Raw genomic sequence first — 12653 nt, 5'->3', positions numbered from 1 at the left:
TTAAAGAACTTCTGCCTCCTGCCTCCTCTTTACCCATACCCTCATTCCTTCTTTCCAATCAACAAATAAGTTGTTATCTTCCCTTTGTCTTTAACTTCAATTTCGCCTCGTTTTTCAAATACAAATTCATCACACAAACACTTATAAGTATTTTCTGTAACTTGGATTTTACCAGCAACATCTTGGGATTCCATAGAGCGAGCGATGTTTACTGTGTCTTTATAGAGTTCATAAGTAAACTTATTCAGCTCGATGACTCCCCCCATTATCGAACCACTATGGATGCCGATACGGATGCTGAAATTTTGGTTCTTCTCAGTATTAAATAGAGCGATCGCAGTTTGCATATCCAGTGCCATCAGAGCGATCGCTTGAGCATGATCTTGGCGACGTGTAGGTAAGCCGCCTACCACCATATAAGCATCGTTAATGTTCTTGATTCTCTCTAAACTATATCGTTCGGTGAGGCGATCGAAAGCTGAGAAAATTGAGTTGAGTAGGTTCAGTAGTTGAATTGCACTTATAGAAGTAGCAATTTCGCTCAAGCCAACGATATCTGCAAATAAAACTGTGACATCAGCAAAGTCTTCGGCAATACTAGCTGGTTGTTCTTTCAGTTCTTTAGAAATTGCGGCTGGCAAAATATTCAGCAATAAACGTTCGGTTTCTTCCTGCTGATGGCGCAACGCTTCTTCTGCTGCTAGTCGTTGGGTGACATTGCGAAAAATGCCGCGAATCGCAGTTGGATGACCTTCGACAAATTTACAATTAATATTACCTTCTAGAAAGATTGTTTGACCGTCTTTAGTAACGAATGTGGCTGTTACTTGCCCAAGCTTTTCTCCTGATAAAACACGATAAAACCTTTGCAAACAGTGTTGCTTAAACTCTGGATGTATAATATCGAAAACACTCATATTTGCGATTTCAGCTTCACTATATCCCAAAGTTTCTCGCCATGCACGATTGACATACAAAAAACGACCAGATGGATTGACGCATTGAATCAAGTCATTAGCATTTTCAAATAAATCTCGATATCGTTCTTCACTTTCTACAAGAGCATTTTCTGCTTGTTTGCGTTTGATAAACTGAGAGATTTGGCTACCAATAGAACCCATCATTTGTAATAGGTCTTTATCTTTTGGTTGTACGTCCCGGCTAAAGAAAACCATCACTCCTAAGATTTCACTATCGTCTAAAATGGGGAAGCCAAAAGCTGCGTGCAATCCAGCCTCAGCAGCAGGTTGCGATCGCCTATTATCTCCATCTACTGTGATATCTTTAATCCACAAAGGCAAACGTCTGATCCAAATTTTACCAGGTAATCCAACACCGGGTGTATAGGTAGCTTGCCAGGTGATTGCCTTAAACTCTCGCGCAGAAATTAATCGACTTGACCAAATTTCTACACACCTTAGTACTGCATTGAGACTATCTCCTTGTAGTGAAGTACCAATATATTGACTTGGTGTCCAAAGTTCGCCTAAATCCCATCCCAAGTTTTGACAAATAGACTGCAAAATTTGTGGAATTACCTGCCTTACGCTCTGTGATTCTGATAAGATACGGGTAATAGCATACTGGGCACTTGTACGCTGTTCCCGGCGTTGCCAAGCAGTAATATCCCGACCAATGTAGACAATATCTTCTAGTCCTTCTGTTTTTTTTGCAATCACTGAGCAAGAAAAAGCAATCAACAGCTTTTCTCTAGTTTTTGTTCGACAAACTACTTGTAAATTCTGTGAACTTCGCTTCAAATAAGAATGTTGAGAAATAGCTTTTGTTAATATTTGATTATCATCAATTATCAGTGATATCGGCTGATTAATTAATTCTTCTTCCCGAAAACCAAATAATTGTTGAGCAGCACGATTGACTTTTTTGATTTTTCCTGAATTACTGGTTACTAACAAAGCATCTGCCATTGAAGTAATTACTTGTTCCATGTAATTTCTGTCTGAGATTAAAGCACTTGATAGCAGATTCGTTTTCTTGGCTTGCGGCGTTCTACAAACCGTTGTACTTGCTCGGATGTATCTATGATGCAGAAATTATTATCCAGTTCCAAGCGTTCAAATTTAAGGGGGAAAGTTTAATATACTTCTTTCGGAGGATTGACAATTGAATATAATATTGATTTTTGAGCAGTTTATATTTAATAGTTGCCTTTATCTTTAATTTTAATCCTATGTGGTGTTTTACAAAACGGCGAATTAGGTTAAGATTACAATTTAATATTAATTGCCGTAAACACCTTTGATTAATTTCGCTATCTTGAAAGTTCATTTTTCAAGATAGTGCGATCGCCACTACGAAATTTGAAACCCGTCACTTTGTAAGAGAGTGGCGAGTCCGTAGCAAGATCCCGCCACTCTCTTATTCTTCAATTCCATCAATAAGGTTTATGATTGTGCGCTGGCTACAATTTGATTCCAGGCTTTGACTGCTGTCTGTAAATTCTTTGGCAGGTTATTTTGAGAAATATCATTGTACTGAACCGTACCTTCTTGGCTGGTGAGCGTATAGGTGATATAGTCAGCAGCACCACTGGGGGCTGGGTAACTCAAATTCCGAAATTGACTAAACTGAGAACGTTTTAGCGATCGCACAAATTGTTGCACCTGTTGCACAGAAACACGGCGAACACTACGTTCCGAATCATTAGCATCACCAATCCGCACGCGAATCAGTCGCCCATCTTTGAGTAAAACAGTCTCATAGGTTCTGCCAGCAAAACCCCCACTGGAGATTTGGCGAAATACTATATCTCGATCTAACGGTGGTGGTAACTCACTAGCTGGAATTTGCACAGGGCCCAATGTATTTTCGTTAGCCTTTTGATTTAGCCTGAGTGTGGAACCTGTTTGATTAGTATGATAAACCAAGGTTTGGCCAACTCCACCGACAACCACCCGCCAGCCTGATACCAAAGCTTGGGTACAGAATTCATCAGGATTAGCTAATTCTAAGCAGCTATCTCTCCAAGTTTGCTGTTGAGCCTCAATAATAGTTAACTGAGAAATTGGCTGTTGCAACCGTCTGGATGCGGCTTGTAGAACAGCATTTTTTACAGATGCAGGTAATTTATCTGGCAGATTTTCTGAGGGAGTATTTGCCGAAGCTAAACGTAGCGATCGCCCATTATTATTGGTATGATAAACCCACTTTTCTCTGCCATTAGATACCACAACCCGCCAACCACGAACTAAGGCTTGGGTACAGAATTCATCAGCTTGAGGTAGTTCCAAGCAACCATTACGCCAAGTCTGTTGATTGTAGTCAATAATTTGCAGTTGTCTAGTAAAAATTCCCTGTCTGCGCGCTAAGTCTCGCAGTACTGCATTAGCTACTGGACGTGGCAAGCGGTTTGGTTTAATATTGTCTTTGAGAACTTCATTGCTTGTTTCTAGAGAGAAGTTCGCAGAAGCGCCCGTCGCACCTTTGACAAGTATTAAACCGCTAGCAACAGATAAAATTCCCGTCAAAATCAAAGCAGTGAAAATTCGCCCTTGATTGGTGTTAAAGTAGTTTTTTCGCATGATTTTCATAGTAAAATAGAACGAATAAATACTATTCAGCTACTAATAGACAATAAAGTATATAATTCCAGAACTTCACTATCTGGAATTAGTTTAGTCTCTATATTCTGAAACAGATATAGAGACAAGACGCTGATGTACTGATTGTTTGTTCCTTATAGAAATTCTGGTTGAAGAAGAATTCAGGAGTCATACCAAATCTATGTGAGCCTGCATAGAATAATTACCTTGTCCAGCATGGAGCTTCAAGTGTGTTATTCTGTGCATCTTCATAGAGAATTGGTATCAGAACAATCAGTGGTGGATACCCTGCGGGATCTTGCTACAGACCCGCCACTGATTGAAAACCACTAAATATTGTCTTTCATAGACGTTACGCGAATGATTTAGTGGGGATTTTAAACCCTCTTATTCATCCGCCAGCCGTACAGAATTAATTCTGTTAGCGGATAGCTAAGGTTTAGCCCATTCTGACTCACCTCGACTGCGCTCGGCGACCACCTTACTCCTGAATTCTGTTTGATAAATCCATCAAATTTGCCAACTTGTAAACTACCCGCGCTCCAACATTACCATCCCACTCTGCATCACCGACTTCGCAGATATCAAAGCCAATAATTTTTCTTCCACTATTGACTAATTCTCGGAAAAGACAAAAAGTTTGCTCTAATTCCAACCCACCTGGAACAGGAGTACCTGTACTCGGACAGAGTTTTGGATCTAAACCATCTACATCAAAGCTAATATAAACATATTCAGGTAAATGACTAATAATTTCTCGGCATAAATCAATCCAAGTTGTGCCAGAGTAAAGCTTTTGCTTAATAGCTGGGTCGTAATAAGCAATAATGCGACTATCGGATTGGTCAATCATTTGCACTTCATCATGACTAATATCACGCAAACCTACCTGCACTAACTTAGAAATTTGCGGTATTTTCATCGCATTAAACATAATCGACGCATGGGAAAACTCAAATCCCTCATAAGCATCGCGTAAATCTGCGTGGGCATCAATATGCAAAATGCCATAGTTTGGGTATTTAGCTGCTAATGCTTGGAAATAACCTAAAGGCGAACTGTGATCTCCACCAATGACTGCAACTCGTTTGCCATTATTAAATGCTGCCTGACAATTTTCAAACAGCCATTGATTAACCTGTTGACCAGCCTGATTAATTTCTGTCAGCACAGATGTTAAATCTGGTGTATCGGAGAGTTGTTTACCTTGGGCTAATCGTTCGATAATTTTTGCTGCCAAGGCGCGGTAGTATGTGTTCTTCTCTAAAATATCTTGGGGAATTTCTTCCATAAAAATTCCCTGCTTCCAGCCATCAGGGTGATCAAAATCGAACAAATCTAATTGAGTCGAAGCATCTAGAATTCGCTGTGGCCCATTAGCAGTGCCAGCACCATAGGAAACAGTTACTTCCCACGGTACACCAAAGACAATCAAGTTTGCAGACTCATAATCGCAGGGCAAACCTAAGAGGTTGCCATTTATTTCACCTACGCCGCTGGGATTGTAGTCTTTTAATTGATTACTCATTGAGTATCTTCTGGATTTACGTGGATAGACAGCACGCCGCCTAGTTGACATCTGCATTGTAATCAAAATTTTTCACAGGCGGTAAACTGCTTCAAAGGATGAACAGGAAAAACCCACAAGTATACAGGTTACTTCAGCATAGTTTATAGGGTACAAGGGATAGTTTCTCTTTCCTATGCTTTTGTTAACTCCCTACTCAACCCGCTTAACTTCAAATCCCCGTAACCCTTCCGGTTCCTCATATTCAACCACAACATCTTTAACCACAGCAGCAGGCGGCCCAGAGTGGCACCAGCGAACCATGTCATCTACAACCCCTCGCGCCCCTTCAAAAACTGCCTCTACTCGACTATCGGGGAGATTCCGCACCCAACCAGTTAATCCCAATTGCCTAGCTGTATCAACAGTGGAATAGCGATAACCTACTCCTTGGACTCGGCCAGAAATGAATACATGGGCGCGGATAATCTTTGGCAGTGGTGTAGAATTCTGCATAGACTGGTCTAATCTTTACGATTTCCAGTCTACCTAGTTTGTGTATACACAATCTGTTTTTAACTCCAACTCGCCAAATTAATCCCAGTCTTTCTTAATACCTACTAGTTTTTGTATATTTCCCGAACTTTTCAAGTAATTGAACTACCCTACTCTTCATTGAAGTCCTAGTCTAAATACCTGAAAACTGCTGTAATTTGATCAGTAGTTAGTTATTTCACTTGGAATTTTGAATTGTTTATGTCTAACCTGCCACCACTTAATACAGAAACAATTTGGGCGATTCTTGATGATAAACTTGATGATGCCACAGTCAACCAGTTGCTATGGCATTATTTAGGCTATCGCTATGACTCCTCAATTGCACAATGGGATGTTAGCCAAGTTGCACCAGAATGGCATAATGATTACCCACAACCACCAGATTTCATTGAATCTCGCCCCGCAACTGTCAAGCTGACTCGTTCCATTCCTGCTGAAAATAAACAAATACTAAAAGAAAAGTTGGGTTTCAAAGGTTACAAAATTGGGGAATTTGGACCTCGGCAAACTCGCAGGGCGACAGCGGCAAATTGGTTATTAAGTTATCTACAACAAGCTAATCGCAAAAAAGATTAATTTTGTAGCATATATTTGGTGAGAAACATCCTAATTTTACCAAATATATACTGTCTTTGAACATTATTAAAACTATTGTTTTGTTTAATATTTTTATGTATTTGTATGCAGTAGCTTAAAAAATATTAGTTTTATAGACAATCTTTACAAGAGAGTAAATCCGTATTTGAGTCAACTACTAAATACTATAAACAGCCAAAAATCAAAAATACCCAGTTAAGTTTTATCAAGAAAATATAAATTATTCCTGAAGAGAGAAGCACTCACGAACTAATTATTTCTCTAGAGCTATTTGCAAATTCAATTCAGCATCAGAGAATATTTCTATCAACCATTGATATTACAAATACTTCTATGGCAAAGCCAATTGAATTTAATTTATTTGCACCTTACAACAAAGGAGCCGCATTAATTGGTTCTTTTTCTGATTGGCAAGAGATTCCAATGGAAAAAGGTGATGATGGTTATTTTCGTACAAGTGTTGAACTAAAAGACGGCATTTATAAATATAAATTCCGCGTTCAATCAAATTCATGGTTTTTTGAACCAGAACAATGGGTTGATGTTACAGATCCTTGTGCAACTGACATAGATGAACAAAGTGGAAAAGACGATGGTGTTATCCGAGTCAAAGATGGTCAAAAGATTACCGATACTTATGTTTGGCAACATGATGATAAACCTTTACCTGCTGACCACGAATTAGTAATTTATGAATTGCACGTTGGTGACTTTTCCGGTGGCGAGGACGATCCTTATGCACGAGGTAAGTACAAACACGTCATTGAAAAGTTAGACTATTTGTGTGAACTGGGAATCAACGCTATTGAGTTGATGCCACTTAAAGAATATCCTGGTGATTATAGTTGGGGTTATAATCCCCGCCACTTCTTTGCAACAGAATCTAGTTATGGTTCTACTGCTGAGTTAAAAAATTTGATTGATGAGTGTCACGCTAAAGGTATTCGTGTAATTCTTGACGGGATTTATAACCACTCAGAAGCATCTGCTCCTTTAACACAAATTGACCACGATTACTGGTATCATCACGATCCTCGTGATCCTGATAATAACTGGGGGCCTGAGTTTAATTATGAACATTATGATGAAAAATTAGATATTAAGCCAGCCTGGAAATTTATTAGTGAGGTAATCCGTTTTTGGATATCAGAATATCATCTTGATGGTATTCGCTATGATGCAGCGCGGCAAATTGCTAACTACGATTTCATGCACTGGATTGTTCAGGAAGCCAAAAAAACTGCTAGCATGAAGCCTTTTTACAACGTTGCCGAACACATTCCTGAAACTACCAGTATTACCAATGTAGATGGGCCAATGGATGGTTGCTGGCATGACAGTTTTTATCACTGCATTCTCGAACACATTTGCGGTGATACATTTGATTTGGAGCGTCTCAAAGATGTCATTGACTGCAAGCGCCAAGGCTTTTTGGGTGCTACCAATGTAGTAAATTATCTCACCAACCACGACCATAATCATGTCATGGTTGAACTGGGGAACCGTGAGATTTTTGACGAAGAAGCATTTCGGCGGGTCAAATTAGGAGTAGCCATCCTAATGACTGCTGTTGGTGTGCCTTTGATTTGGATGGGAGAAGAATTTGGTGAGTATAAACCTAAACAACCTGAATCATCCAAAATCGATTGGACGCTGTTAGGTAACGATCTAAATCGTGGTTTATTTGAATCATACAAAGGCTTAACTAACCTGCGTAAAAGCAATCATGCTCTCTACACAGAAAATATCGATTTTATCCACGAAAATCCTGAAGCAAAAGTATTAGCTTATACTCGTTGGAATGATGAAGGTTCTCGTGTAGTTGTAATAGCAAATTTCTCAGGAGATTTTCTAGCTGGCTATCATGTTCCTAACTTTCCTAGCGCTGGTACATGGCATGAGTGGACAGGTAATTATGATGTCGAATCTGGTGATGATGGGATCATCACAGACTTGGGACCATATGAAGCAAAAGTGTTTGTATGGCAGTAATTATATACACTACCACTGAATCAGTAGTCTAATAGCAAAGAAAAGGGGCAATATCTTTTCCCCTTTTCAGTTATTATTTTAGTTCACATACAGTTTAATTAGAAATTTGTCAATTAAAAAATAAGCTATTTTAAAATTTCATGGGTTTGTGTTACACTTCTGAGTTGAAGTGCGTATATAAAATTGTCAGAGCATCCCCATGCACAACAAATTACTTAATAGTAATATCGACAACGCTAACATTGAGAACGATCGCATTTTATTAACCCCCAATGAAGTCAAGTCAAAATTACCTTTAACACAATTAGCTGAACAAAGAGTTTTAGCATATAGACAGGAAATAGAAGATATCCTGGATTTTAAGGATCGCAGGAAATTTATAGTAGTTGGCCCATGCTCAATCCACGACCCAAAAGCAGCGCTCGAATATTCTGAGAGATTGAAAATATTGTCCGAGCGAGTCAAGGATAACTTGCTATTAATTATGCGAGTGTATTTTGAAAAACCCAGAACAACTGTAGGCTGGAAAGGTTTAATTAACGATCCAGATATGGATGATTCTTTCCATGTAGAGAAAGGTTTATTAATTGCACGGGAGCTACTATTAACAATTACAGAGTTGGGATTACCTGCTGGCACTGAAGCATTAGATCCAATCATCCCTCAATACATAAGTGAACTGATTACATGGTCTGCCATCGGCGCACGCACAACTGAATCACAAACTCACCGCGAAATGGCCAGTGGGCTTTCGATGCCTGTGGGTTTTAAAAACGGTACTGATGGCAATATTCAAGTAGCCTTGAATGCCCTACAATCTGCTGGAAATCCGCATAATTTTCTGGGAATTAATCAAAACGGACAGGTCAGTGTCTTTCAAACTAAAGGTAATGGCTATGGTCACGTAATTTTAAGGGGTGGTAGTCAACCCAACTTCGATCCAGCAAATGTCAAACTGGTAGAAGAGAAATTAAAACAGGCAAATTTACCACCGAGAATTGTAATCGACTGTAGCCACGGCAATACTAATAAAGATTATAAATTACAAGGTGCTGTCTTAGAAAATATTATTCAGCAAATAGTGGATGGTAATACATCAATTGTTGGCATGATGCTGGAATCGCATTTGTATGAAGGTAGTCAACCAATTACTGGTAAACAAGAAGAATTAAAATATGGTGTTTCTGTAACTGATAAATGTATTAGCTGGGAAGAAACTGAAAAAATTATTTTGGCTGCTCACGAAAAACTTAAATGAGAATTCAGAATTCAGAATTCAGAATTCAGAATGTAATGAATAGGGAGGGGATTTAAAAAAACCCCGCTTCCATTCCTCTGACTGTTTCGGCTACAGTGTACACACACGAAAAACCTGTTCCACATTAGCAAAAAAATTTGTAGGTTGGGTTTCGTTCCTCAACCCAACCTACATTTGATGCATCATTTTAAGCTTGCCACGCCATTACAAAACTAAGTTGTCAGGAAAAACGCCCAAATAGTGGCGGTAAATTTTATCTATCGAGAGAAGAGTTTTAGATTTGTAGCGTCAGCTTCTTGCAGGGTACGAGAGTTAGTGGCCCCAAATCAGTAGGAGGCGAATCCCCAGTAGAAGAGCTATCTCTTAGGATCTTTAAGATATACCTAAGATAGATGTAATAGTATCTAATATGTGCTATCTACTCAATACTACCAACTATAGGATTGAAAATTAGTATTTTTCTACATAAAATTAAAAATCTAAAATTAAAAATTGGTAACACTGATGGTTAGGAGTGTTAGAGTTTCAAGAAATTCACCGAAACTTTTCAGCGGGTATTCATGCTGAAGAAACTACAGAAAAAGCAAATTTCGATCATTGCGGGTGCAGCACTGTTTGCCTTTTTGACTGGGGCAATGGTATCAGCACCTGAGATTGGCAAGTCTCTGGGGAAATGGCTCAAACTGAGTCAGAATCAAGCAGAGCAAACATCGGACGGTAGTGTTGCCCAATCAGCCGTCTTCCCGCTGATATCGCAATCGCTGCCAGAACGGGCGGCAAAACTAGCAGCGATCGCTGCCGAATCGCGATCGCCTGATCGGAATCGCGCTCGTTATCTTTTGGCGAGTGATTATATTGAAAGAACCCAAGGGCAAAAAGCTCTGGTTTTACTCCAAGGACTAGAGAAAGACTATCCCATCCTTGCGCCTTACATTTTGCTCAAACAAGCCCAGGCAGAGGATATGCTGGGCGAGGACGGCAAAGCCTCGGATCTCAGGCAAAGGGTGCTGAAACAGTATCCCAAAGAAGCGGCCAGTGTGAAAGCGTTATATCTGATTGCTCAACCAAAGCAACAAGAAACAGCGATCGCTCAATTTCCTTCCAATCCTCTAACTTGGGAAATTATCCGCAAACGCTTGCAAGAAAATCCCAATCAGCCACAATTACAATTGATTTTGGCTAAGTATGCCTACGATCAACCAGGCATAGTGGGCGTTTTGGATCAGTTAGTAAAACAAAATACTCTCAAACCTGAAGACTGGGAACTTATTGGTACTAGCTATTGGGAAAATAGTCAATTTCTGAAAGCGGCGAATGCTTATGCCAAAGCACCCAAAACATCGCGCAACCTTTACCGTACTGCACGCGGGTTACAGGTGGGAGGCAAAGATAAAGAAAAAGCCATCGCCACCTATAAACAATTAGTGCAGCAATTTCCCAATAGTGAGGAAACTGGGACGGCACTACTGCGGTTAGCAGAAACCGCAAAAACACCTAAAGACGGCTTACCATATCTTGACCAGGTAATTAGTAAATTTCCCAAACAAGCTGGTACTGCACTGGCACAAAAAGCCAAAACTCTCCAAACTCTTAAGGATCAAAAATCAGCTAGCGCGGCGTGGCAATTACTCATAGGTAAATACGGTAACTCTAATGAAGCAGCAGAGTATCGTTGGAAAATCGCCCAAGATAAGGCTAATGCCAAAGATTACGTTGGTGCTTGGCAATGGGCAGAACCAATTGTCACTAATAACCCCAATAGCATTTTGGCTCCAAGAGCAGGCTTTTGGGTAGGTAAATGGGCGGCTGCACTGGGGAAACAGCAAGAATCTAAAACTGCTTATGAATATGTGGTTAGCCAGTTTCCCTACTCTTACTATGCATGGCGAGCCGCGACAATGTTGGGGCTAAATGTCGGCAATTTTGACAACGTGCGCGTCATGAACCCAGAAGTAATCGCACCCCGGCGTCCAGTACCGCCTGCTGGTTCTGATACTTTCAAAGAATTGTATCTGTTAGGTCAAGACCGCGATGCCTGGTTACAATGGCAAACAGAATTTCAGAACAAAATTCAGCCAACGGTAGCACAGCAATTTACTGAAGGGTTGATGCGGCAGGCTAGAGGAGAAAATCTCATCGGAATTGATAAAATTTCTAAATTAGAAGACCGGGAAATACCAGGCGAACTTGCCCAATATCAGACTCTAAGTAAACAAATCACCTATTGGCAAGCGCGTTATCCATTTCCCTATCAGCGAGAGATTGAAAAGTGGTCTACTGAGCGTCAACTCAATCCTCTGCTAGTAACTGCTTTGATGCGTCAAGAGTCACGGTTTGAACCAAAAATTAAGTCTGTTGCTGATGCTACTGGTTTAATGCAGGTGTTGCCGAGTACAGCTAAATGGATTGCGCCCCAAATCAAAGTGGATTTCAAAACAATAAGTCTAGAAAATCCCAACGATAACATCATGATGGGTACATGGTATTTGGATCATACCCATGAGCAATATAACAATAACTCCTTGCTGGCGATCGCTAGTTACAATGCTGGCCCCGGCAATGTCTCCAAATGGTTGCAAACTCTAACGACAAAAGATCCAGATGAGTTTGTTGAACAAATTCCCTTTGATGAAACTAAAAACTATGTGCGGCAAGTATTTGGCAACTACTGGAATTATCTAAGGCTTTACAACCCGGAGATTTCTGGCATAGTGACAAAGTACTCGACCACACACCCACAACTACCGGCGCAATAATCTTAGAAAGTTATGAGTTGTGAGTGTTGAGTTAAAGCAATTTTTTAATTCAAAGTTCACAACTCATAGTGATATCTGTTTAGCTATTACTAATTCTGACGCTAGCTCCGACACTCGATTACTCAAAGAGGCTGCGCTATTGCAACGCATCGCATAAGGCACTTATTCTCAAGTGGTAGCGCAATTTGTTTTTGCTCACTTTTGACTGGAGTTTAGACTAAATTCTATTTTTCAGGCTACAGCCCTTGTGTAACAAGCATTTTAAACTTGGGAATCTAAAACTTGCCTATAAATTAGGAAAGCCTTTCTGGATAAGGGTTTGGTGGTTTGGTAAGCAAAATTAGTCTAAACTCCAATGACAAAGAATCTGCCGTTTTGTCTAAATAATTCATCGCTCTACAGCATTGATTAAAATCTATGTT

8 protein-coding genes are annotated in these 12653 nt (G+C 40.0%); 4 read left to right on the top strand and 4 right to left on the bottom strand.

Features of this window, described 5'->3' with window-relative positions; all coding sequences use genetic code 11:
* Positions 1–41: 41 nt before the first annotated feature.
* The 4 genes from RMX69_RS20610 to RMX69_RS20595 form a co-directional block, all read right to left on the bottom strand.
* Entirely contained in the window at positions 42–1949 is a 1908-nt protein-coding gene (locus tag RMX69_RS20610) for an adenylate/guanylate cyclase domain-containing protein (RefSeq protein WP_289797358.1), read from the bottom strand.
* A gap of 456 nt (positions 1950–2405) precedes the next feature.
* The gene (locus tag RMX69_RS20605; protein WP_322638568.1) at positions 2406–3551 is read right to left on the bottom strand and encodes a hypothetical protein; all 1146 of its coding nucleotides are present in this window, start codon (positions 3549–3551) and stop codon (positions 2406–2408) included.
* A 493-nt stretch (positions 3552–4044) separates the two neighbouring features.
* On the bottom strand, positions 4045–5091 hold the full coding sequence (gene speB, locus RMX69_RS20600) for an agmatinase SpeB (RefSeq protein WP_289797356.1): 1047 nt from the start codon (positions 5089–5091) through the stop codon (positions 4045–4047).
* A 192-nt stretch (positions 5092–5283) separates the two neighbouring features.
* Positions 5284–5586: an acylphosphatase gene (locus tag RMX69_RS20595; RefSeq protein ID WP_322638567.1), complete on the bottom strand. Its 303-nt coding sequence runs from the start codon at positions 5584–5586 to the stop codon at positions 5284–5286.
* Positions 5587–5826: 240 nt separating this feature from the next.
* Here RMX69_RS20595 and RMX69_RS20590 point away from each other — a divergent pair, with 240 nt between their 5' ends.
* From RMX69_RS20590 to RMX69_RS20575, 4 genes are all read left to right on the top strand, one after another.
* Positions 5827–6204: a DUF1823 family protein gene (locus tag RMX69_RS20590; RefSeq protein ID WP_322638566.1), complete on the top strand. Its 378-nt coding sequence runs from the start codon at positions 5827–5829 to the stop codon at positions 6202–6204.
* 354 nt (positions 6205–6558) lie between these two features.
* Positions 6559–8217, top strand: a complete 1659-nt coding sequence (locus tag RMX69_RS20585) for an alpha-amylase family glycosyl hydrolase (RefSeq protein ID WP_322638565.1) — start codon at positions 6559–6561, stop codon at positions 8215–8217.
* Positions 8218–8416: 199 nt separating this feature from the next.
* Positions 8417–9475, top strand: coding sequence for a 3-deoxy-7-phosphoheptulonate synthase (locus RMX69_RS20580; RefSeq protein WP_322638564.1), 1059 nt, complete (start codon positions 8417–8419; stop codon positions 9473–9475).
* A 560-nt stretch (positions 9476–10035) separates the two neighbouring features.
* Positions 10036–12231: a transglycosylase SLT domain-containing protein gene (locus tag RMX69_RS20575; protein ID WP_322638563.1), complete on the top strand. Its 2196-nt coding sequence runs from the start codon at positions 10036–10038 to the stop codon at positions 12229–12231.
* The last annotated feature ends 422 nt before the right edge of the window (positions 12232–12653 follow it).

The organism is Nostoc sp. EspVER01, from assembly GCF_034530635.1.
In the GTDB taxonomy this organism is placed as follows: domain Bacteria; phylum Cyanobacteriota; class Cyanobacteriia; order Cyanobacteriales; family Nostocaceae; genus Nostoc.
This window is presented reverse-complemented; position numbering and strand designations above follow the sequence as displayed.

Excerpts from the sequence above, each read along its gene's own strand:
- RMX69_RS20610 (WP_289797358.1), bottom strand. The coding sequence starts at position 1,949 with ATGGAACAAGTAATTACTTCAATGGCAGATGCTTTGTTAGTAACCAGT.
- RMX69_RS20605 (WP_322638568.1), bottom strand. The coding sequence starts at position 3,551 with ATGAAAATCATGCGAAAAAACTACTTTAACACCAATCAAGGGCGAATT.
- speB (WP_289797356.1), bottom strand. The coding sequence starts at position 5,091 with ATGAGTAATCAATTAAAAGACTACAATCCCAGCGGCGTAGGTGAAATA.
- RMX69_RS20595 (WP_322638567.1), bottom strand. The coding sequence starts at position 5,586 with ATGCAGAATTCTACACCACTGCCAAAGATTATCCGCGCCCATGTATTC.
- RMX69_RS20590 (WP_322638566.1), top strand. The coding sequence starts at position 5,827 with ATGTCTAACCTGCCACCACTTAATACAGAAACAATTTGGGCGATTCTT.
- RMX69_RS20585 (WP_322638565.1), top strand. The coding sequence starts at position 6,559 with ATGGCAAAGCCAATTGAATTTAATTTATTTGCACCTTACAACAAAGGA.
- RMX69_RS20580 (WP_322638564.1), top strand. The coding sequence starts at position 8,417 with ATGCACAACAAATTACTTAATAGTAATATCGACAACGCTAACATTGAG.
- RMX69_RS20575 (WP_322638563.1), top strand. The coding sequence starts at position 10,036 with ATGCTGAAGAAACTACAGAAAAAGCAAATTTCGATCATTGCGGGTGCA.